The organism is Luteibacter sp. P4_D7_3, assembly GCF_056401735.1.
Genome location: NZ_JBFUIT010000041.1, coordinates 1 through 20,541 on the forward strand (window position 1 = coordinate 1; position 20,541 = coordinate 20,541).

At 64.8% G+C, this 20,541-nt stretch carries 22 protein-coding genes and 4 tRNA genes; 8 read left to right on the top strand and 18 right to left on the bottom strand.

Going from position 1 to position 20,541, the window contains the following annotated elements; translation table 11 throughout:
• The 5 genes from AC1DSN_RS06455 to AC1DSN_RS06475 all read right to left on the bottom strand — a co-directional run.
• Positions 1-125, bottom strand: a 125-nt coding sequence (locus AC1DSN_RS06455; protein ID WP_046969523.1) for a GTP-binding protein, incomplete at its 3' end; no start/stop codon positions are given.
• A 63-nt stretch (positions 126-188) separates the two neighbouring features.
• Positions 189-264 (bottom strand) — tRNA-Thr (locus AC1DSN_RS06460).
• Between the two features lie 27 nt (positions 265-291).
• Positions 292-365: transfer RNA gene (locus AC1DSN_RS06465), tRNA-Gly, on the bottom strand.
• Positions 366-382: 17 nt separating this feature from the next.
• Positions 383-468, bottom strand: a tRNA-Tyr gene (locus AC1DSN_RS06470).
• Between the two features lie 166 nt (positions 469-634).
• Positions 635-1,120 carry an acyl-CoA thioesterase gene (locus AC1DSN_RS06475; protein WP_159892979.1) on the bottom strand — a complete coding sequence of 162 codons (486 nt, stop codon included), beginning with the start codon at positions 1,118-1,120 and terminating at the stop codon, positions 635-637.
• A 101-nt stretch (positions 1,121-1,221) separates the two neighbouring features.
• Here AC1DSN_RS06475 and AC1DSN_RS06480 point away from each other — a divergent pair, with 101 nt between their 5' ends.
• From AC1DSN_RS06480 to AC1DSN_RS06490, 3 genes are read left to right on the top strand one after another with little or no spacing between them, the layout of a single operon-like run.
• A complete protein-coding gene (locus tag AC1DSN_RS06480; RefSeq protein WP_477330001.1) occupies positions 1,222-3,135 on the top strand; it encodes a SpoIIE family protein phosphatase in 1,914 nt (637 codons plus the stop codon).
• Entirely contained in the window at positions 3,116-3,541 is a 426-nt protein-coding gene (locus tag AC1DSN_RS06485; RefSeq protein ID WP_063573788.1) for an ATP-binding protein, read from the top strand. Before AC1DSN_RS06480 ends, AC1DSN_RS06485 begins: the two co-directional genes overlap by 20 nt.
• A complete protein-coding gene (locus AC1DSN_RS06490; RefSeq protein WP_063573787.1) occupies positions 3,538-3,912 on the top strand; it encodes an STAS domain-containing protein in 375 nt (124 codons plus the stop codon). Before AC1DSN_RS06485 ends, AC1DSN_RS06490 begins: the two co-directional genes overlap by 4 nt.
• Before the next feature lie 15 nt (positions 3,913-3,927).
• On the opposite strand, the gene AC1DSN_RS06495 is transcribed toward AC1DSN_RS06490, so the two are convergent.
• On the bottom strand, positions 3,928-4,395 hold the full coding sequence (locus AC1DSN_RS06495; protein WP_477298222.1) for a MarR family winged helix-turn-helix transcriptional regulator: 468 nt from the start codon (positions 4,393-4,395) through the stop codon (positions 3,928-3,930).
• Positions 4,396-4,504: 109 nt separating this feature from the next.
• Between AC1DSN_RS06495 and AC1DSN_RS06500 the strand changes: the two genes are divergently transcribed.
• Positions 4,505-4,804, top strand: a complete 300-nt coding sequence (locus AC1DSN_RS06500) for a hypothetical protein (RefSeq protein WP_477298220.1) — start codon at positions 4,505-4,507, stop codon at positions 4,802-4,804.
• Between the two features lie 174 nt (positions 4,805-4,978).
• Positions 4,979-5,533, top strand: a complete 555-nt coding sequence (locus AC1DSN_RS06505; RefSeq protein ID WP_477330003.1) for a hypothetical protein — start codon at positions 4,979-4,981, stop codon at positions 5,531-5,533.
• Between the two features lie 256 nt (positions 5,534-5,789).
• Here AC1DSN_RS06505 and ychF read toward each other — a convergent pair whose 3' ends face one another.
• The 8 genes from ychF to AC1DSN_RS06545 all read right to left on the bottom strand — a co-directional run bounded on the left by ychF (position 5,790) and on the right by AC1DSN_RS06545 (position 13,140).
• Positions 5,790-6,881, bottom strand: a complete 1,092-nt coding sequence (ychF, locus tag AC1DSN_RS06510) for a redox-regulated ATPase YchF (RefSeq protein WP_213950026.1) — start codon at positions 6,879-6,881, stop codon at positions 5,790-5,792.
• Positions 6,882-6,915: 34 nt separating this feature from the next.
• Entirely contained in the window at positions 6,916-7,494 is a 579-nt protein-coding gene (gene pth, locus AC1DSN_RS06515; RefSeq protein ID WP_063573734.1) for an aminoacyl-tRNA hydrolase, read from the bottom strand.
• Positions 7,495-7,641: 147 nt separating this feature from the next.
• Positions 7,642-8,295: a 50S ribosomal protein L25/general stress protein Ctc gene (locus AC1DSN_RS06520; RefSeq protein ID WP_213950027.1), complete on the bottom strand. Its 654-nt coding sequence runs from the start codon at positions 8,293-8,295 to the stop codon at positions 7,642-7,644.
• A gap of 83 nt (positions 8,296-8,378) precedes the next feature.
• Positions 8,379-9,317, bottom strand: a complete 939-nt coding sequence (locus tag AC1DSN_RS06525; RefSeq protein ID WP_213950081.1) for a ribose-phosphate diphosphokinase — start codon at positions 9,315-9,317, stop codon at positions 8,379-8,381.
• A 71-nt stretch (positions 9,318-9,388) separates the two neighbouring features.
• Positions 9,389-9,465, bottom strand: a tRNA-Gln gene (locus AC1DSN_RS06530).
• Between the two features lie 39 nt (positions 9,466-9,504).
• The gene (gene ispE, locus AC1DSN_RS06535) at positions 9,505-10,893 is read right to left on the bottom strand and encodes a 4-(cytidine 5'-diphospho)-2-C-methyl-D-erythritol kinase (RefSeq protein ID WP_477330010.1); all 1,389 of its coding nucleotides are present in this window, start codon (positions 10,891-10,893) and stop codon (positions 9,505-9,507) included.
• Between the two features lie 43 nt (positions 10,894-10,936).
• Positions 10,937-11,551: a lipoprotein insertase outer membrane protein LolB gene (gene lolB / locus AC1DSN_RS06540; RefSeq protein WP_255548732.1), complete on the bottom strand. Its 615-nt coding sequence runs from the start codon at positions 11,549-11,551 to the stop codon at positions 10,937-10,939.
• Positions 11,548-13,140, bottom strand: a complete 1,593-nt coding sequence (locus AC1DSN_RS06545; RefSeq protein WP_477330005.1) for a tetratricopeptide repeat protein — start codon at positions 13,138-13,140, stop codon at positions 11,548-11,550. Before AC1DSN_RS06545 ends, lolB begins: the two co-directional genes overlap by 4 nt.
• A gap of 254 nt (positions 13,141-13,394) precedes the next feature.
• On the opposite strand from AC1DSN_RS06545, the gene hemA reads away from it, so the two are divergent.
• The 3 genes from hemA (at position 13,395) to ppk2 (ending at position 16,633) form a co-directional block, all read left to right on the top strand.
• The gene (gene hemA / locus AC1DSN_RS06550; RefSeq protein ID WP_213950028.1) at positions 13,395-14,666 is read left to right on the top strand and encodes a glutamyl-tRNA reductase; all 1,272 of its coding nucleotides are present in this window, start codon (positions 13,395-13,397) and stop codon (positions 14,664-14,666) included.
• Positions 14,667-14,697: 31 nt separating this feature from the next.
• Positions 14,698-15,780, top strand: coding sequence for a peptide chain release factor 1 (gene prfA, locus AC1DSN_RS06555; RefSeq protein ID WP_213950029.1), 1,083 nt, complete (start codon positions 14,698-14,700; stop codon positions 15,778-15,780).
• A gap of 76 nt (positions 15,781-15,856) precedes the next feature.
• Complete coding sequence (ppk2, locus tag AC1DSN_RS06560) at positions 15,857-16,633, top strand: polyphosphate kinase 2 (RefSeq protein ID WP_213950030.1); 777 nt, start codon at positions 15,857-15,859, stop codon at positions 16,631-16,633.
• On the opposite strand, the gene AC1DSN_RS06565 is transcribed toward ppk2, so the two are convergent.
• The 4 genes from AC1DSN_RS06565 to AC1DSN_RS06580 form a co-directional block, all read right to left on the bottom strand.
• On the bottom strand, positions 16,627-17,478 hold the full coding sequence (locus AC1DSN_RS06565; RefSeq protein WP_477296604.1) for a cytochrome c oxidase assembly protein: 852 nt from the start codon (positions 17,476-17,478) through the stop codon (positions 16,627-16,629). The genes ppk2 and AC1DSN_RS06565 overlap by 7 nt on opposite strands.
• Before the next feature lie 4 nt (positions 17,479-17,482).
• Positions 17,483-19,345 (bottom strand): GldG family protein, encoded by a 1,863-nt coding sequence (locus tag AC1DSN_RS06570; RefSeq protein WP_477296605.1) that lies wholly within the window; start codon positions 19,343-19,345, stop codon positions 17,483-17,485.
• Positions 19,342-20,076 carry an ABC transporter permease subunit gene (locus AC1DSN_RS06575; RefSeq protein ID WP_213950032.1) on the bottom strand — a complete coding sequence of 245 codons (735 nt, stop codon included), beginning with the start codon at positions 20,074-20,076 and terminating at the stop codon, positions 19,342-19,344. The genes AC1DSN_RS06570 and AC1DSN_RS06575 overlap by 4 nt, the downstream gene beginning before the upstream one ends.
• Positions 20,073-20,541, bottom strand: a 469-nt coding sequence (locus AC1DSN_RS06580; protein WP_477330008.1) for a DrrA family ABC transporter ATP-binding protein, incomplete at its 5' end; no start/stop codon positions are given. The genes AC1DSN_RS06575 and AC1DSN_RS06580, both read right to left, overlap by 4 nt.

The following is a 20,541-nucleotide window of genomic DNA, read 5'->3' on the forward strand; positions in this document are numbered from 1 at the left end:
CCGCCAAAACGCTCGGCACCGATCTTCGTCAGTGCAGCCGTCAGCGTGGTCTTGCCGTGATCGACGTGACCGATGGTGCCGACGTTCACGTGCGGCTTCTTACGTTCGAACTTACCCTTTGCCATGAGCGCTAAACTCCGCTGGAGCCAATGAGATAGTAAAAAAGGAACCGCCGCGGACGACGAAGATGGTGCTCATGACTGGAATCGAACCAGCGACCTCTTCCTTACCAAGGAAGTGCTCTACCGACTGAGCTACATGAGCACGATTACGCAGCGCGCGAAGTTACAATGGAGCGGGAGACGGGAATCGAACCCGCACAATCAGCTTGGAAGGCTGAAGTTCTACCATTGAACTACTCCCGCACTGCGCGGAACTCGTCTGGTGGAGGAAGGTGGATTCGAACCACCGAAGGCGTAAGCCAGCAGATTTACAGTCTGCCCCCGTTGGCCGCTTGGGTATTCCTCCAACATAGAACGCCTATTGTCGCGAGCGTCCCGGAAACTGTCAATAACTTCTGCAGGCGAATCAGCGTGCAATGACGGCTTCCGGAGGCCCGGACACCCCGTCGATACGGGCCGTCRACGGGTGGGCCGCGAAGTGTAACGAGGTACCCTTGTGAAGGGAAGCGTTTTTACGCCTCGCGGGTCGCAAGAACCAACGGCTCCATGGCGCGCGACATCTCCATGAGCTTGAGGGCGTACTCCTGCAGGCGCAGGTCTTTCGCTTCCACCGGCTTCCACGGCGGGACCGGGGTCGGCTTGCCGCCGTCCGGCTTGTCGAGCGCCACGAAGACCATCACGCAGCTGGTCGCGAGGCGTTGCTCGCCGCTGCGCAGGTCGCGGGCCAGCACATCCACCGAGAGGTGCATGCTCGAGGTACCTGTATGGATCAGGCGGGCACGCACGGTGACCAGGTCGCCGATCAGGATCGGGGCAAGGAACTGGATGCCACTGACCGAGGCGGTGACGCAATAGGCGCCGCTCCAGCCCACGGCGCAGGCATAGCCGGCCTGGTCCAGCCACTTCATCGCCATGCCTCCATGGACCTTCCCGCCGAAGTTTACGTCGGTCGGCTGGGCCAGAAAACGGAATTCGACCTCACGTTGCGTGCCGGGCATGCAATTACCTTGCTCTGAAAAGTCGCATTATGGCCTCCCGACGGCTTGTCCGGCCGCCCCGGCCGGCATAGATTCGGCCCTACATACCCGTGGAACACCCGATGGTCCTTCGCAGCGTCGCCTCCCGACTCGCCCTGGCCGTCCTGCTGGGGTCGGCGATCGTCCTGATCGTCACGGGCGGCCTGCTGCTGACGCATACCCGTGAGCAGACGCTCCGGCAGACCGAACGCGAGGCTGCAGCCATCGCCGGGTCAGCCGCCAACCGCATCCAGGCGCGAATCGACGGCGTCGCCAAGGTCGACCAGGTCCTCGCCGGCCTGCTCAGCACCCGGCGCGAACAGGCGCCGGCGATCATCCACGATATCCTCCAGGCCAACCCCGAGATCGGCGACATCAGCGCCGCCTTCATTCCCCGCGACCATTCGGCGCTACGTGAAGAGGACGCCCCGGTCGCGCGGCGCAAGCCGGATGGCGGCATCATCATGGGCARCCGCCTCAGCGATCCCGAGCCCTACTGGAGCTCGCCATGGTTTATTCGCGGCCTGAACTGCGACAACGGCTGCTGGCAGCCGCCGTTCCGTTCCACCGAGCGCAATGAGACCCTGGTCGGCTACTCCATGGCCATCCCGGGGAAAAACCTGCCGGTGATCGGTGTCGCCGACGCCACCATCAGCCTGGGTTGGCTGCAGAAGCTGCTCGGTGAACTGACCAAGCCCGAGCACGCATCCGCCTTCGTGCTCGACGCCAATGGCGAGTTCCTGGCACACGACTGGGAGTCCTATATCGGAACCCGTGGGAGCCGGCCGCTTCTCGCGGCCGTGGCGGCGAATCGCAACCCGGTACGCATCACACCGGAGGAAGGCGGCCGCGTAAGCGAGCCCGTCTGGATTTACTTCGTGCCGATCAAGGGGACGCGCTGGATCTTCGGCCTGAATATGCCGGAACGTCAGGTCCTCGCCGACCTGCGTCACACCTATATGGTCGACATCCTGCTCGGCGTGCTTGCTCTCGCCGGCGTGTCGCTGATCACCCTGGTCGTGACGCGCCGCCTGATGGCCCCGCTGGGCGTGCTGGCCGAGCGCGCGGAGAATGTCTCGCGCGGCGACCTCGACTTCGCCCTGCCCGTGGTTCGCCGTAACGACGAAGTGGGCCGGCTCACCCGCGCGTTCGATCAGATGCGCCATCAGCTTGCCGGGCATATCGACACCGCCAAGCGCACGGCGCGCGAGCAGGAACGCATGGCCAGCGAGCTCGAAATCGCGCGGCAGATCCAGCTCGCACTGATTCCTGAGGCCCATTGGCTTGCCGACGACGGCCGGCTCGAACTGCATGCCGCGCTGCGCCCCGCGAGCGCGGTCGGCGGCGACCTCTATACCTACTTCGCGCTCGGCGCGAGGCACGTCTGCGTCATGGTCGGCGATGTCTCGGACAAGGGCATTCCGGCCGCGCTATTCATGGCGCGCACGATCACCCTCGCACGCACGATCGCCACCCACGCGCGCTCGCCCAGCGACATCCTCGGTTCGCTCAACCGGGAACTGTGCAAGGGCAACGACACCTGCATGTTCGTCACCCTGTTATGTGGCGTGATCGAGACCGAAACCGGGCTGCTCGCACTGGCCAGCGCGGGGCACGAACAACCCGTTCTGCATGCAGGCGGGAGTGCCATCCTGGTCGATGTGGAAACCGGCCCCGCCCTCGGCCTGGACCGCGAAGCGCGCTACCCTGTACGCGTACTCACGTTGCTTGGGGGCGACACCGTGCTCATGTATACCGACGGCGTCAGCGAGGCGCACGCGGGAGACCAGAAGCTCTATGGCGCACACGCACTGCTCGACAGCGTGTCGCGCATCGAGGAAGGCGCCACGCCGGAAACCTTCGTCGAGCATGTATTGAGCGATGTCGACGCCTATGTCGAAGGTGCTGCCGCCTACGACGACATCGCCCTGCTCGCCCTGACCTGGCACGACACCAGCGCCGAGGGAGCCCGCCTCGATGCGGCTGTGCATTCCTAACCGCCTGGAGGACGTGTTCCTCGCCCTCGATCGGGCCGAGCTGACGCTCGACCTTGCCGACATCGACCATGCCTGTCGCGCCGACGTGCGCCTCGTTCTCGAAGAGCTGCTGGTGAACACGGTTCGCCACGGCTATCCGGACGGCCGCGAAGGCCGGATCGATATCCATCTCGAGATCCACGCCGACATCGTCCGTCTGGAGTTGCGCGACGACGCCGAAGCATTCGATCCACTCCAGCACGAACCGCCCGAGCTGCCCGGCGACATCGCGCACCGCGAAGTCGGCGGGTTGGGCCTCCACCTGGCGCGCAGCATCGCCAGCGAATTCGAATATGCACGCGATCCACACGGCAACCGTGTCGTTATCCGGTTCGACCCCTCCCTGTCCGACGAGCCCTCCCTATGACCCTGATCGTTCGCAGCGAAAGCCTGACCCCTGCCCGCACCACCGTCTGGCTCGAGGGGCGACTCGACGCGGCGACCTTCGGCGATCTTGACAGTGCCCTGCGTGACATCACCCCCATGGTGGACAACGGCGGCACGCTGGTCATCGACCTCTCCCGCCTGGAATACATCAGCAGCGCCGGACTGCGCAGCCTCGCGCAGTTACGCAAGCAGATGCACGACCGCGACGGCCGCACGCTGTTACTCAATCCGCAGCCGCAGGTGAAGAAGGTGTTCGAGATCGTGAAAGCGGTACCGGTGGCCGAAGTGTTCGCCAGCGTGGCGGAACTGGATCAGTACCTGGATCACATGCAGCGGCAGATCACCGGCTGACCACCGGCACGCCGGTCAGGCGTTGTTCGTGTCGATGAGACCGGTGCGCAGCTTTTCCAGCTGGCTCTTGAGGCCAATCACCTCGTCGATCTCGCACCCGGTCGCGCAGAAGACATCCACCGGGACCTGGCCCGCCTTCTCGCGAAGCGCCCTGCCCTCGTCGGTCAACGTGACGATGACCTGACGTTCGTCGTGGGTACCGCGCGTCCGCTGGACCAGACCTGCCGCCTGCAGCCGCTTCAGCAACGGCGTGAGCGTCGCGGAATCCAGGAACAGGCGATCGCCCAGTTCCGACACCGTGATGCCGTCGCCCTCCCAGAGCACCAGCATGACCAGGTACTGCGGGTAGGTAAGGTCCAGACCGGAAAGCAGCTGCCGGTAGAGCTTGCCCATGGCCAGATTGGCCGAATACAGCGCGAAACACAGCTGCCCGTCGAGGGTACGCGGTGCTTCGATGCCTGGCGGGAGGGTGTTCTTGCTCATGATTCGAATGTAGGGTCGTGGATATTGAATTGCAAGCGATTGAATTGTGCTACCTGCACGGCCACGGGGAGTCTTCGTATCATCGGCCCAGGGCGGATCGGAGCGACGCGTGATTTTGGGCCACCTTTGGGATTTCCTCACATCGACCTGGGTCGCGGACATCCTCGGAGTGATCGGCAATGTCATCCGCGTCATCCCCTACACCCTGCTCTTTCTTCTGGGCCTCCTCATCGTGCAGGGCCTCATGGCTTGCCATGCCTCGGTCGATATAGGCAACGGACCAGCCGCTCGCGCACTGGTGCACGGCGCGTTCCTCGATAGCCCGGGACTCTGGTGGTCACTTGGTGTGCCGACCGTGCTCGTCGGGTGGAAGTGGCTGGCGAAGGTTACGGCGGGGCCGCGGGACTAGCGAAGAGTTTTTGAAAGCCTCGTCGGACGCCTTCAGTCCATCGTCAGTCAGACTTATCGACTTTGCCACCTCGGATAACCTTCAGCGCACACCTACACCCCACCAAGGGCGGAAGTGAATGGTCGAAGCACGTCCGCCCGGGCAAGTTATCCAGCCCACCCTGGCACTGATGACATGCCCGAGATATCGACCGAAGTCGTCGCGCTCCTCCGGTACCTGGCCCCCGGATTCCTCGTGACCTGGGTGTACTTCGGGCTGACTCCGCACGAAAAACCTTCTCAGTTTGCACTCGAAAATCTGCTCGCCATGCRCGTCGGCGAATGGCATGCGTTCGGATACTGGACAGCCAACAGCCACATGTTCGCTGGCGCGTTGACGGCACTTGGACTGGGACTGTTCGTTGCCACGATCACCAACCACGATCTGGTACATGGCGCACTGCGGAAGCACAACGTCACCACGAGAACATCGCATCCCTGCGAATGGTTCACCATTTTTTCGGATTATTCGCAATTCGTCGTGTTGCACCTCAGGGACAAATCCACGGTTTATGGCTGGCCAGTCATCTGGCCCTCGAACGCTGAGAAAGGCCATTTTCTAGTGACGGACGCCACTCGCAAACTTCCCGGCACCGCGGGGAACATTTCACACAGTTACGCGATGGTGATAAATGTGGCCGACGTGGCGCTCGTCGAGTTCGCGACGCCGAAGGAGAACGACAGTGAGTAAACCAGACCGCCAGACCCCCGACATCAATACGCTTTTCTACGGCCGTTTCTACAATGCAAATCCGCCGCCGCCATACCCGACCCCGCCGCCACCGCCGAGCTTCTTTCAGGCCTCTGCTCGGAATGCCCGAGTGCCGCGACCCGAGGCGCCGCCTGGCTACCGCTGGGTCCTTATCGCTGTCGAAGACATCGATCCCCGCTAACAAAAAAGCCACGGCGCGAGCCGTGGCTTTTTTGTCGAACAACAACGCCAGCAATCAGACGTTAAAGCGGAAGTGCAGCACGTCGCCTTCCTTGACCAGGTATTCCTTGCCTTCCAGGCGCAGGCGGCCGGCTTCCTTGGCACCCTGCTCACCCTTGAACTTGATGAAGTCGTCGAAGGCGACCGTCTCGGCGCGGATGAAGCCACGCTCGAAATCGGTGTGGATCACGGCGGCGGCCTGCGGCGCGGTGGAGCCGGCGCGGACCTGCCAGGCGCGGACTTCCTTCTCACCGGCGGTGAAGTAGGTTTGCAGGCCAAGCAAGCGGTAGCCGGCGCGAATGACGCGGTTGAGGCCGGGCTCTTCGAAGCCAAGGTCCTTCAGGAACTCGTCGCGGTCGGCGTCTTCGAGCTGGCCGAGCTCTTCCTCGATCGAGGCGCAGACCGGCACCACTTCAGCACCTTCCAGCGCCGCGTGTGCGCGCACRGCGTCCAGGTGCGGGTTGTTCTCGAAGCCGTCTTCCGCCACGTTGGCGATGTACATCAGCGGCTTCATCGTGATCAGGAACATGTCACGGACGAGCGCCTTCTCTTCCGCATCGAGACCGGCCGAGCGCGCCGACTTGCCCTGGTCGAGGGCGACGCGAAGCTTCTCCAGCACCGGCTTCTTCGCCGTCGCCTCCTTGTCGTTGGCCTTGGCCGCGCGCGTCGCACGGTCCAGTGCCTTCAGCACGGCTTCGAGATCGGCCAGCGCCAGCTCGGTGTCGATGGTTTCGATGTCGGAGATCGGGTCGACCTTGTTCGCCACGTGGATGACGTTGTCGTCTACGAAGCAGCGGACCACGTGCGCGATGGCGTCGGTCTCGCGGATGTGAGCGAGGAACTTGTTACCCAGGCCCTCGCCCTTCGACGCGCCAGCCACGAGGCCGGCGATGTCGACGAATTCCATGGTGGTCGGAATGACACGCTGCGGCTTCACGATATCCGCGAGCTGGGTCAGGCGAAGGTCCGGCACAGGAACGATGCCGGTGTTCGGCTCGATAGTGCAGAACGGGAAATTCGCCGCGGCGATGCCCGCCTTCGTCAGCGCGTTGAACAGGGTGGACTTGCCGACGTTAGGCAAGCCGACGATGCCGCATTTGATGCCCATGGCGATTAAGGTCCGGTAGAAGTGATTGGTGCGGTCAGGCGACCGTATGCAGGCGTTTCATCGCCTCTTCGAACTTGCCATCCAGCGCCAGCGGCAGCACGTCGAACGCGCGCCCGATGCCGTGCATGATGGCGTCCTCGTCGGCCGCATTGGGACGGCCGAGCACCCACGGGGTGACCTTGTCCTTGTGCCCCGGATGGCCGATGCCGATCCGCAGGCGGTGAAACTTGCCGTGGCCGAGATGGGCCACGATGTCGCGCAATCCGTTCTGGCCGCCGTGGCCGCCATCGAACTTCATGCGGACGGTGCCGGGCGGGAGGTCGAGCTCGTCGTGTGCGACGAGACACTCTTCCGGCGCGATCTTGTAGTAGCGCAGCGCCGAAGCAACGGCGATGCCACTCTTGTTCATGAAGGTCGCGGGCTTGAGCAGCCAGACGGTCTCGCCACCGAGGCGCAGCTTGCAGGTTTCGCCATGCAGCTTGCCGTCGAAGGTCCAACGCTCTCCCTGATCCATCGCCAGGGCGTCGACACACCAGAACCCGGCGTTATGCCGGGTCCTGACGTATTCGGCCCCGGGGTTACCGAGGCCGACGATGAGACGTAGTGTTGCCATTGTTTCATCAGGCTTTTGTAGGAGCCGATTTATCGGCGATGGCTGGGCAATTGGACGAATCGGCATCGCCGCTCCGTTGGTTTTCGCCGATGAATCGGCTCCTACATTGCCCTGATCGCCGGTGAATCGGCTCCTACATTTGCCTAATTACTTCTTGTCGGCCGGCTTGTCTTCGGCAGCCGGTGCTTCCGCGCCTGCAGCCGGTTCCGGATCGACTTCTTCCTGGACCGACGCGACGGTCACGACGGCAACGTCGTGTTCCTTGCCCAGGCCCAGTTCCGGGATTTCCACACCGGCCGGCAGCTTGAGGTCGGACAGGTGGACGATATCGCCGGCGGACAGCTTGGCCAGGTCGAGTTCGATGAACTCCGGGAGGTCCTTCGGCAGGCACGAGACGGTGACTTCCGTCAGGTTATGCGAAATGACCAGACCGGCGGTCTTGCCGGCGGGCGACTTTTCCTGGTTCAGGAAGTGCACCGGCACGGCGACCTTGAGGACTTCGTTCTCGTTGACGCGCTGGAAGTCCATGTGCAGCATGAGCTGCTTGAACGGGTGCTTCTGCCAGTCCTTGATCAGGATCTTCTGCAGCTTGCCGTCGACCGTGAGGTCGATGACCGAGGAGTAGAAGGACTCGAAGCGCGAGCCGAGCAGGACGTCGTTATGCAGGACCTGAACGGCCTGCGGTGCTTCGGTGCCGCCATAGATGACAGCCGGTACGTAGCCAGACAGGCGGAGGCGGCGGCTCGCACCCTTCCCCTCGACCTTGCGGCTGGTAGCCGTGAGCTTGTGATTCGTTGACATGGTGTTGCCTCAGTGTTGAAAGCCGCCTTCCGGCGACTGGTAAAGGGCTCCTCCGCGACCAGGGGAGCCCGAAAAACGATACGTCAGTCGATGTAGAGCGAGCTCACCGATTCGCCAAAGGCGATGCGGCGGATCGTCTCCGCGAGCAGTTCCGCTACCGACAACTGGCGGATTTTCGCACAGTCGCGGGCGTTGTCGCGCAACGGCAGCGTATTGGTGACCACCAGCTGGTCGAGCTGGGAGCCTTCGATGTTCTGGATCGCGGCACCCGAAAGCACCGGATGGACGCAGTACGCGACGACCTTGCGGGCGCCTTTTTCCTTCAGCGCCGCCGCAGCGGCGCAGAGCGTACCGGCGGTGTCGACGATGTCGTCCACCAGCACGCAGGTCTTGCCTTCCACGTCGCCGATGATGTTCATGACCGTGGCCACGTTCGCCTTCGGACGGCGCTTGTCGATGATCGCCAGGTCCGCGTCGTCGAGGCGCTTGGCCAGGGCGCGGGCGCGCACCACACCACCGACGTCCGGGCTGACCACGATCAGGTCATCCATGCTGTGGTGACGCCAGATGTCGGCCAGGAGCACCGGTGAGGCATACACGTTGTCGACCGGGATATCGAAAAAGCCCTGGATCTGGTCGGCATGCAGGTCGATGGTCAGAACGCGGTCGGCACCCGCCGTCGCAATCATCTTGGCAGCCAGCTTCGCCGTGATCGGCACGCGCGCCGAGCGCGGGCGTCGATCCTGGCGGGCATAGCCGAAATACGGCATCACCGCGGTCACGCTGCCGGCCGATGCGCGCTTGAGCGCGTCGATCAGCACCAACAGGTCGAACAGGTTCTCCGCGCTGGGGGCGCCCGTCGGCTGAATGACGAAGACCTCCTGCTTGCGAACGTTTTCCTCGATCTCGATCTGAGCCTCGCCATCGCTGAACCGGCCGACGAGGGCCTTACCCAGCGGAATACCGAGACGGGCGGCGACATCGTCGGCGAGCAGGCGGTGCGCATTGCCACTGAACAGCATCGGGGTGGACGTATCCACGTAGGAACTCCTGGCGTGAGAGAGGGATGGATCGGCTCTGCCACCGCGAACGGTGGCTGGGGCGGCAGGATTCGAACCTGCGTATGCGGGAATCAAAATCCCGTGCCTTAACCAGCTTGGCGACGCCCCAACAAATACGTTCTGCCGCAGCCCGCGGCCTTTCCCGTCCTTACGACACGATGCCCGAAGCTTCGATCCGTTGCCGCGCGATGTGCAGCGGCGAGGGGTCGATACCCGCCGCCACATGGGCCCTGAAGCCCCTGGGACAGCGCGAGGCGACCGCAAGGGCCGCCTCGTGGGTTCTCGTTTCCAGAAAAATGCAACCACCACTGCCGGACAGGCGCGCCTGGCCGAAGCCACCCAGCCAGTCCAGTGCAGCCGCTACCTGCGGATGACGCGCGCGAACCACCGGTTCGAAGGCGTTCTCCGCAGAATCCCCAGAAACAAAGGATGAAATTGTCGCCCGCGGGGCATTTCGTGTCAATTCGGTGGCTTTGAAAAGCGCGCCGGTGGGCACGTTCTCGCGGGGGTCGACCACGACATACCAGCGGCGCGGCAGACGCATCGGGGTCAGTTGTTCGCCCACCCCTTCGGCCCAGGCCGAGCGCCCCCTGACGAAGACCGGGACATCCGCGCCGAGCCTGACACCGAGCGCCGCCAGGGCGTCTTCATCAAGGCCGGTGCGCCACAGCAGGTTCAGGCCGACAAGGACGGAGGCCGCATCCGAACTGCCGCCCCCCAGCCCACCGCCCATGGGAATGCGCTTGGCGACCTCGATATCCGCGCCCAGCTCGGTCCGCGTCTCAGCGGCCAGGAGACGCGCGGCGCGAACGGTCAGGTCCGCGTCTTCGGGAACGCCACTGATGGGATTGGGCCGCGTAATGACGCCGTCGCCGCGAATCCGCAGCCTCACCTCATCGCCCCAGTCCAGCAGGCGGAAGACGGTCTGCAACTCGTGGTACCCGTCATCGCGGCGACCGACGATGCGAAGAAAGAGGTTGAGCTTGGCCGGAGCGGGCCAGACGGTCCAGTCGCCCTCCTCCAACGGCGCCAGCGGGCGGCTCATGAACACGCGCAGGTGGTCGGGGAAGCCATTTTCACGGTCACGCGCAAGCGCGCGGGCGAGCGCCGGCGCGTGCTTGTCGACCACGCTGAAGCCATGCTTGGCGTAGAACGGCGCATTCCAGGGCACGTCGGCCAGGGTCCCGAGGTCAACCCGGCGATACCCCGCCTCGCGAGCCCACCGGCAGGCATGCTCGAGAAGCGCCGCACCAATACCCTTGCCGCCGAAGGCCGGGAGCACGTCGATCTCCGCCACGCCGATCGTATCGGGCAGGCCGTCCGTATCGAGGCACACGAAGCCCACGATCTCTTCGTCGACGGTGGCGACCCATACGAGGCCACGGACGATCAACTCACGAACAACGTCGCCGGGCAGCGCCATCGAGGAATAGCTGTGCCACGCCTCGTGTCCGCGGAACAGCTCGACGGCCGCCCGCTCGATGGCACAGAGGCRCTCGGCATCGTCCGCGAGAGCGCGGGAGATCTGAAAATTCATCATGGGCCGGGGTGCTTCGACAGGGGCGGAGTATAGCGGCGGGCTATCGCCCGAACGACCAGTTCTCTACCGATAGCCTGACCTTGTAAGGCGCCTTTTCCGCAAACACCCGCGTGGGCATCGCCGGTTGACGCGTCACGTCCCACTGTTTGTAGTCGACGGTCCAGCCATCCTGAACCAGGCGCGACGGCAGCCGGTCGTCGCCGAAGGCGATGTCCGCCGGCCCGGTATCGGCGCGCAGGCCAAGCGCCCAGCGCTTCAGCTCTGCCAGGGGAATCTGCCAGCCCACGGTGCTCGCCATGAGGGATTCCGCGTCGGCGCCGCGGCGCGGGCCGCCATCCAGACCCGCCAGCTCGGCGCCGTCAGGACCGCCGGTGAGCCGGAACGTACGGCCGGTGATCGGTCCACGCACGGTAAATTCGTAGCGTTCGCCGTCCTGCCGCCAGGTCAACGAGCCGGAGTTGCTGTCCTTGCCGTCACTGACGGACAGTTTGCCCTCGAGCGTCCAGTGGTCGGTATCGGCGAGGCTGCGTTCGCGCTGCTCCTGCATGCCGAGCGTGGCCGCATCGCCCTGGATACGCACCGGAACCCTCGTGGTGGCGCAGGCGGCAAGCAACAGCATCGGCAGCAGGACGACGCTTTTCGGTAGGAACCTCAAGGGCTGAGCTTCCGTTCGGTCCGCTCCAGGGAAGCGTTCTTGGGATCGATGCGGCGCACTTCGTTGAGCACCTTGCGGGCTTCGTCGTGCTCGCCACGGTCCCACAACACTTCAGCGAGGTGCACGCCGATGTCCGCGTCCTTGCGCTTGAGCCACGCGCTGCGCAGGGTGTTCTCCGCCTGGACGAGCTGACCCTGGCGGAACTGCAGCCACCCCCAGGAATCGGCGACGGACGGGTCGTCCGGACGGGCACTGCGGGCTGCCTCGATGAGGCTTTGCGCCTCGCCGAGATCGCGATCGTTGTCTGCCAGCGTGTAGCCGAGCGCGTTACTCGCTTCGACGTCGCCCGGCTTGAGCTCCAGCACCTTGCGGAAGTCGGCGACCGAAAGATCTATCTTTCCCGCCTCCGCGTAGGCGAGACCGCGACCGTAAAGCATGTCGGTATCGTCAGCCTTGACGCGCAACGCCTTGCTGTATGAGGCGGCGGCGGCATCGAACTGACGGGCGTCCATGTACAACTCGCCGTCGAGCGCGAAGGCCTTCAGCAACTGCTCCGGGCGATCGGCATAGGTAGTCTGCAGCTCGGCGACGATCTCATGCGCGTCATCGTCCTTGCCTTGCGTGTGAAGGACGACGGCGCTGCGAACCGACGCGTCGTAAATGTGGGGATCGTCGTCGCCGACCGCCGCGTACCAGTCCAGCGCGTCCTCGTCCTTGCCGAGTAACTCGGCCAACTGGCCCAGGGTGAAGGCGTTGTCGGATTGGACATCGTCAGGCCGGTGGCGAATGTCTTCGTAGAGACGCGCCACGGCCGCCTTGTCATTCGCACGGGCAGCGAGCGTCATCCGCATCGTGTAGGTATCGCTGTCCTGGGGGCCCGCTGCGAGCAGCTTCGCGGCTGCCTTCTCGTCACCGCCCTGAGCCAGAACACTGGCGTAGGCCAGGCGCAGGCGGGTGTTCTTCGGATCCTTGGCGACGGCCTTGGCGAACAGCTTCTTCGCACCTTCCTTGTCGCCGGCACGAAACTTCTGCTGCGCGGCCCAGGCGTAGGTGGTGCCGTCATGGAAACGCGCCATGGCGCCATCCCCGATAGCCTTCGCGTAATCGTGGCGGCCCAGGTTCTCGCCCAGCTCGCTCATCGCCAGCCAGGCACTCGAATCGTTCGGCAGTCGCTGCGGTGTGGCGATCTTCTCGAGCAGCACGCCCGCCTGGGCGGCGTCGCGCGCGCTCATCAGGGTCCGGCCGATGTCGCGCCAGGCGTCCGCATCACCGGTGGCGATCATGGCGTCGAGCTGGCGCTCGGCCTCTGCCGTATCCCCGCGATCGAGGGCCACCCTCGCCMTGCCCTCGGCCAGATCGAGCGGCTTGGCGTGGAGTGCCGCCCAGCGGTCCAGCGCCCTGGTGGCCGCGGCCTGGTCGTGCACCGCCAGGGCCAGCTCGGTCGCCCGCCCGGCAACGCGGGGGTCGTCACTGAGCTGCGCCGCCTTGCCGTACGCGTCGGCGGCGGCCTTGAGATCGTTGGCGGCCAGCGCAAAGTCACCTGCCATGAGCTGGGCCTGGACATCGCGCTCGGGTGGCAGAATGGCCACCTGGAGCCGATCGAGGGGCTGGACGCCGGTTCGGGTCGCTCGGGGCGCCTCGTGGGGCGCCACGGCACATCCGGTCGCGGCGGCCATGAGGCTGGCCAGGACCACACAATGCCGCAGTTGCTTGAACTTGAACCGACCGCTCAGCACACTAGTCTCCGTCATAATCGATAGGGCGCTGCAAGAGCCACACGCCTTGTTAGCGCACAATGCGCCCTTAGCTTAGCCGACGCCACCGAAGCCGACTCACGCCCGTCATGCCACTCATCGCCCTCGGGCTCAATCACCTCACCGCGCCGGTCAGCCTGCGTGAACAGGTGGCATTCGATGCCGCGGTGGCTCCGCAGGCGCTGGACGACCTTGTCCGTCAACCGGGTGTCGAAGAGGCCATGATCCTCTCCACCTGCAACCGCACTGAGCTGTACTGCAGCGTGACCGAAGGCTTCGAGGCCGTGCCGCGCCAGTGGCTCTCACGTCAGCACCGATTGACCCCACAACGCCTGGACGAGTTCCTTTACCGGCACGACGAACAGGAAGCGGTACGCCACATGTTCCGCGTCGCCACGGGGCTGGACTCCATGGTGCTGGGCGAGCCGCAGATCCTCGGCCAGGTGAAGGACGCCTACCAGCAGGCCCGCACGGCACAGAGCCTGCGCGCGCCGATGGAACGCCTGCTGCAACATACCTTCGCCGTGGCCAAGCGCGTCCGCACCGATACCCGCATCGGCGCGCACACCGTTTCCGTGGCGTACACCGCCGTGCGACTGGCCGAACAGGTATTCACCGACCTGCGCCAGGCCTGCGTGCTGCTGATCGGTGCCGGCGAGACGATCGAACTGGCAGCGCGGCACCTGTCCGACAAGAAGGTGCGCCGTCTGATCGTGGCCAACCGCACGCTGGAGAACGCCCAGGAACTGGCCGGCCGCTACAGTGGCTACGCCATCGCGCTGGCCGACCTGCCCCGGCACCTCGCCGAGGCCGACATCGTCATCACCTCGACCGCCTCGCGCCTGCCCGTGGTGACGAAGCAGATGGTGGCCGACGCCATCGCCGCCCGCCGTCGCCGTCCCATGTTCATGGTGGATATCGCGGTCCCGCGCGATATCGAGCCGGAAGTGGCCCATCTCGACGACGTGTATCTCTACGGTATCGACGATCTCAAGCAGGTCATCGACGAGAACCGCCGCTCGCGTGAGCTTGCCGCCCGCGAAGCCGATGCCATCATCGACCTCCAGGTCGATCGCTACATGTCCTGGCGCCGGGCCCTGAGCCTGCGCAATCCCGCCGTGGACATGCGCGTCGCCGCCGAAGCCCAGCGCGACGAGGTCCTGGCCAAGGCCCAGGCCATGGTCGCCAGGGGCCGCTCACCGGACGAGGCCCTCGCCTTCCTCGCCAACACCCTGACCAACAAACTGCTTCACGCCCCTAGCGCTCGCCTGCGGGACGCTGCGCTTTCCGGCGATCTCGACCTCCTCCATGCGGCCGGCCGGCTGTACGGACTGGACCCGGACGACGACATTTCCGCATGATGTGCGGCTCCTGCCACACCCCGTGCCCCGAATGACCCCCTCGATCCGCCGCAAACTCGAAGCCCTGGCCGAGCGATACGAAGAAATCGGCCTGCTGCTCGCGCAGCCGGACGTGCTCGCCGACGGCCAGCGTTTCCGCGACCTCTCGCGCGAATATGCGCAGCTGGAAGCGGTGACCCTCTCGCTGAAAGACCATGACACGGCCGAGCGCGAGCTGGCCGAGTCCCGGGTCATGCTCGACGACGCGGAAATGCGTGAGATGGCGGCCGATGACATCGCGCGGATCGAAGCCCATCTTCGCGTGCTCGACGCCGACCTGCAGTTGCTCTTGCTGCCCAAGGACCCGCGCGACGACGGCAACCTCTTCCTCGAGGTTCGCGCCGGCACCGGTGGCGACGAAGCCGCTATCTTCGCCGGCGACCTGTTCCGCATGTACGTCCGCTATGCGGAACGGCAGCGCTGGCACGTGGAGATCCTGCACGCCAATGAAGGTGAGCATGGCGGGTACAAGGAAGTCGTCGCGCGCGTCGAAGGCCGCGGCGCGTACTCGAAGCTGAAGTTCGAATCGGGCACGCATCGCGTGCAGCGCGTGCCGGAAACCGAGTCCCAGGGTCGCATCCATACCTCGGCGGCAACGGTAGCGATCCTGCCCGAGCAGGACGAGGTCAACGACATCGACATCCGCGACGGCGACCTGAAGGTCGACACCTTCCGCGCATCCGGTGCCGGCGGCCAGCACGTGAACAAGACCGACTCGGCCATCCGCATCACCCACCTGCCCACCGGCACCGTGGTCGAATGCCAGGACGAGCGCAGCCAGCACAAGAACCGCGCCCGCGCGATGAGCCTGCTGAAAGCCCGGCTCCTCGACGCCGAACGCAGCAAGCTGAGTGCCGCCCAGGCCGAGTCGCGGCGCCTGCAGGTCGGCTCGGGCGACCGCAGCCAGCGCATCCGCACCTACAGCTACCCGCAGGGGCGGATCACCGATCACCGCATCAACCTGACCCTCTACCGTCTCCTCGAGACCATGCAGGGCGATCTGGACGAGTTGATCGATACGCTCACCCGCGAGCACCAGGTCGACGAACTGCAGACATTGATCGGCGCGGACTGACGAGCATCGCTCGCGCAAAACTTACATTTGCTGCCTCACAATGCCGGTCACCTCCCCGTAAAACGGACGCGAACCGATGGGCAAGAAGAAAAAGAAAGCCTACGAGCACGACCTCGAGGCCCTGCAGATCGAACTGGTCGGCCTGACGCGCTGGCTGCGCGCGACCGGCAAACGCATGCTGGTGATCCTCGAAGGGCGCGATGCCGCGGGCAAGGGCGGCACTATCAAGGCGATCACGGACAAGCTGGACACCCGGGCCGCGCGCGTCGTCGCCCTGGGCAAGCCATCGCACACCGAAGAAAGCCAGTGGTATTTCCAGCGCTATGTCACGCAGCTGCCCGCCGCCGGTGAGCTGACGATTTTCGATCGCAGCTGGTACAACCGTGCCGTGGTCGAACCGGCCATGGGTTTCTGCACGGAAGAACAGTACGACGCCTTCATGAAGGCCTGCCCCGCCTTCGAGAAACTGCTCACCGACGACGGCATCATCCTGTTGAAGTACTGGCTCTCGGTCGATCAGGAACCGCAGGAAGAGCGCTTCGCCGAGCGTGCGGCCGATCCCCTCAAACGCTGGAAACTCTCGCCCGTGGACCTCAAGGCCCGCGAGAAGTACGCCGAAATGGGCGACCTGCGCGACGCGATGATCCAGCACACGCACACTGCCGATGCACCGTGGTTCGTCGCCGACTTCAACGACCAGAAAGAAGGCCGCCTGAACCTGATCCGCCACCTGCTCGATCAGGTGCCCGACAAACTCACGCCGGACAAGGAATTCGACCTTCCGCCGCTGAAGGGCAAGCTCAAGAAGGACAAGGTCACCGCCAAGGCGGAGAAGGTGCCGAAGGTCTACTGACGCACGGGGGCGCGACGCACGGGCGCCCTGCGAGGCAGGCGCCCGCTTCGCGACAACCGCAACCATTGCCGCAAGGCGAGCAAGCCGCCCGCCGACTCGATCATCGCCGCGGGCACCCACATGATCACGCCGCCGATCAACTGGCCGGTGAGGACGTTGAGGGTGAAGGCGCGTCCGCAGATTTCGAAGATCGGATAGAGGTCGGTCTTCGAAAAGGTGACGATCGCGCCGGCGACGATCTGCGGCGTCATGGTGATCGCCGGTGACAGCACCCGGATCCCCGGTGACATCCGGCCTGGTGGCTTCGGCCGATGGTCCAGCACGATCCACCAGTAGGCCAGCCCTGAAAGCACCATCGACCAGTTCATCGCGCGGTAGATACGCCAGTCGAGCATCGCCATGGTCTGCATGTCGGGAATGAGCCAGACCAGGATCAGCGCGACGAAGAACAGGGTGACAAAGGCCGGATGGAACAGGCACCCGGCGGCCACACGCCATATCGACGATTGCCCGGCACGGCGCAGGCGAACACGCAGCGGCAAAGGCAGCCCGGCACGTAGCACCGTTCCGGGATACGCCGCGATGATCAACAACGGCGCGAGATGATGCAGGAGCACCTGCTGGATGCGGTGCATGAAGAACTCATGCTCGGCGTAGTAATCGAAGTAGGTGTGCAGCGCCACGTAGACCATCGCCATGCCGACCCAGAACGCCGCCTGGCGCAACGGGGCCACGTGCAGACGCCTGGTACCGGCGACGTACGCCACGGCCACGGCAAGGAAAACGATCAGGAACACCCAGGAGAATTCCCAGGGGACGATCCACTTCATGACGCCGGCGCCCATGCGCTCAGACGACCCGACGGGCGCGACGCGTGCGCCGCCACCCGTAGATCAGACCGAGCAGCGCGACCAGGCCCGGCACCAGCACGATATCGATGAACTTCAGGCGCAGGCCCAGTGCGTCGATCTCGGCGTTGAGCTGGTGCTGTACCTCGCGCAGTTCCTTGCCGATCGCGAGCTTGCGTTGCAGGTACTGCTCCACCTCCCTGCGTTGCTCCGCCGTGGCGGTCGCCGGGCCGGTCGCGCCCTTCGCCGGCTGCAATTCGGCGAGCCGGCGCTGGGTTTCGTAGAGCTCGTTCTCGAGCTCGCGCTTCTTGACCAGGAACTTGCGATCCGCCGCCGCCTGGAGCGCCTTCACGCGGGTAAAGGGCCGCTGCGAATTCACCCGACCGCGGATCGAAAGCAGGGCTGTCGAGCCGCCCAGGTTATCGACCAGGTTGGCCACGAAGTCGCCGTTGTTGGCGAATGGCGTCAGTTGCTGCTGGCCGAGCAAAGGCTGCACGTCGATCCAGAGGCGGTCCGACAGCAGGTCCGTGTCGGCGACCAGCACCACTTCGCCGGGGCCACCGGCGACGGCAAGATGGCCCTTCTCACGACGCTCCGGGAACGCCGTGTGGAAGGTATCGCGCAAGCGCGCGGCGAGCAGGTAGCGCTCGTGGGTCGGCTCATAGTTCTCGAGCAGGCTGGTCGGATCGCTGGCCGAATCGCGCACGCGCTGGGCCGGCACGATCGCTGCTTCGTCCGAGGTCTGCACCAGCGGGATCAGGCGGGCCTTCGTGTCCGGTGCCAGTTCGAAGAAACCGGCCGTCGAGAAATTGATCCGCTGCAGGCTGGCCGTCACCACATCGTCGTGGTTGAGGTCCTGCGCACCGAGGCCGAGCATGGCCGGGTGGCCAATGCTGTTGCCATTGAGTTCGATGGTCAGCGACTGCGACCGGTCCAGCACCACCCGCGTCGGATCGAAGACCACGCCCCAGGCCTGGAACAGGCGCGGCAGATTCGAGTCGTGATCGTCCACCGTTCCGTGGGAGTCGATCAGCGGTGCCGTGTCCATCTCCGCATCGGGATCGACGAAAACGACCAGATGACCTCCACGCAGCACGAACTGGTCGAGGGCATACTGCGCGTTGTCAGACAGGTGCTTGGGGTGAATGAGGAGCAGCACGCTGATCGACGGATCGATGCGGGTAACGCTGTCCGGATCTATCGAGGTCACGTCGGCCAGCTGGTCGAGCTGATGCATCAGCGTCCAGGGTGACTCGCCGATCACCAGGTTTCCTTCCACCGGCAGGGAGCTCATCACACCGAGTCGTGGCTTCTTCGGCATGCCCAGTTCGTAGAGCAGCTTGGCGATGTCGTACTCGACGAACGCTTCGCGCGCCGGATCGAAGAAAGGAATAGCCTGCGGCGCGGTATCGCCGGGGCCACTGCTGCCGACCAGGCCGAAGAACACGCGCTCGCCGTTGCTGCCGCCCGTGGCGGGTGTGAGGCCATAGCTTTCGGCGGCATCCTCGTCATCCGAGTAGGGCACCGGGTCGATCACGCGAAGGCGGATCCGGCCGTGCGCCCGCACGGCGATCTCGCGCAGCATTTCGTGCACGCGCTGTTCGTAGCTACGCAGTTGCGCCAGGTCGCGCGTGGCGTGATCGGAGAAGTACAGCGTAAGCGTGAGCGGCTTGCTCAGGCCGTCGACGATGTCGAGGGTGCCGGGAGTCAGCGTGTAGATGCGATCGGACGTGAGGTCGACACGCGCCGTGCGCAGCGATAGCGAACTGATGGCGATCGTGACCAGGAACAGGGCCGCGATGCCGAGCAACGACAGCCGCAGCAGGAACGGTCGGGACAGATGCAAGTGGCGCGACGTGCTCATCGCGTCCTCTTCAGGTCGAGGACCACGACGCTGGCGGCAAGCCAGGCCACGATGGTGGCGAAGAAGTACACCAGGTCACGGAGATCGAGCACGCCGCGCGCAATGGCATTGGCATGCCGGGCAATGCTCAGCTGGCCTAGCGCACCGATCACCCTCGGGGGCACCGCGTCCTGGAAGAAATCGAGTACCTGCGGCTGGCCGCAGAGCAACAGCAGGAAACACACCGCCGCGGTGAGGATGAAGGCGATGATCTGGCTGCGCGTCGCCGTCGACATGCACGTACCGATGGCGATGAAGGCGCCGGCCATCAGCCAGCTGCCGACATAACCGGCGAGGATCACACCGTTGTCGGGGTCGCCGAGATAATTCACCGTGATCCAGATCGGGAAGGTCAGGACCAGGCAGATACCGATGAAAGCCCAGGCGGCGAGGAACTTGCCGAGCACGGCCTGCGAGATCGACACCGGCAGGGAGAACAGGAGTTCCAGCGTGCCCGAAGCGCGCTCCTCGGCCCACGTGGACATGGTTACCGCAGGTACGAGTACCAGGTAGAGCCAGGGATGCATGTCGAAAAAGGGCTGGAGGTCGGCGAGTCCACGATCGTAGAAATCCCCCGTGTAGAACGTGAGCACCCCGGCCATGACCAGGAAAATCACCATGAATACGTAGGCCACGGGCGTGACGAAGTAGCTCCACAGCTCACGGCGCATGATCGCCGTCACGCCGCTCATGACTGCGCTCCGCGCGGCTGCGTGGTGATCTGCCGGAACACCTCGTCGAGACGTCCCTGCTCCAGCTGGATCTCGGAGACTTCGAGGTTCTGCGTGCGTAACAAGGCCTGCACCTCCTCGAGGATCGGCTGTCCAGGGCGCGGGAAGACGGTGACGCGACCGTCGAGCGGATCGACTTCCACCGACGCGACGCTGGGAATACGCGCCAGCATCTCGCGGGACACGCCACTACCCGCTGCACTGAACGACACGGCGCCGTGGTAACGCGAGCGCGCTTCGAGCTCCGCAGGCGTCGCGTCGGCAAGCAGCTTGCCGTTAGCGATAATCGCCACGCGGTTGCATAGCGCGTGCACTTCCTCGAGCAGATGCGTGGAAATCAGGATCGTGCGTTCGCGAGCCATCGCGTCGATGAGCATGCGCACCGAGTGCTTCTGGTTCGGGTCCAGGCCATCGGTCGGCTCATCC

Coding starts and splice junctions, on each gene's coding strand:
- AC1DSN_RS06475 (WP_159892979.1), bottom strand. CDS start 1,120: ATGCCCGGCACGCAACGTGAGGTCGAATTCCGTTTTCTGGCCCAGCCG.
- AC1DSN_RS06485 (WP_063573788.1), top strand. CDS start 3,116: ATGCGGCTGTGCATTCCTAACCGCCTGGAGGACGTGTTCCTCGCCCTC.
- AC1DSN_RS06490 (WP_063573787.1), top strand. CDS start 3,538: ATGACCCTGATCGTTCGCAGCGAAAGCCTGACCCCTGCCCGCACCACC.
- AC1DSN_RS06495 (WP_477298222.1), bottom strand. CDS start 4,395: ATGAGCAAGAACACCCTCCCGCCAGGCATCGAAGCACCGCGTACCCTC.
- pth (WP_063573734.1), bottom strand. CDS start 7,494: ATGGCAACACTACGTCTCATCGTCGGCCTCGGTAACCCCGGGGCCGAA.
- AC1DSN_RS06520 (WP_213950027.1), bottom strand. CDS start 8,295: ATGTCAACGAATCACAAGCTCACGGCTACCAGCCGCAAGGTCGAGGGG.
- AC1DSN_RS06525 (WP_213950081.1), bottom strand. CDS start 9,317: ATGCTGTTCAGTGGCAATGCGCACCGCCTGCTCGCCGACGATGTCGCC.
- hemA (WP_213950028.1), top strand. CDS start 13,395: ATGCCACTCATCGCCCTCGGGCTCAATCACCTCACCGCGCCGGTCAGC.
- prfA (WP_213950029.1), top strand. CDS start 14,698: ATGACCCCCTCGATCCGCCGCAAACTCGAAGCCCTGGCCGAGCGATAC.
- ppk2 (WP_213950030.1), top strand. CDS start 15,857: ATGGGCAAGAAGAAAAAGAAAGCCTACGAGCACGACCTCGAGGCCCTG.
- AC1DSN_RS06565 (WP_477296604.1), bottom strand. CDS start 17,478: ATGGGCGCCGGCGTCATGAAGTGGATCGTCCCCTGGGAATTCTCCTGG.
- AC1DSN_RS06570 (WP_477296605.1), bottom strand. CDS start 19,345: ATGAGCACGTCGCGCCACTTGCATCTGTCCCGACCGTTCCTGCTGCGG.
- AC1DSN_RS06575 (WP_213950032.1), bottom strand. CDS start 20,076: ATGAGCGGCGTGACGGCGATCATGCGCCGTGAGCTGTGGAGCTACTTC.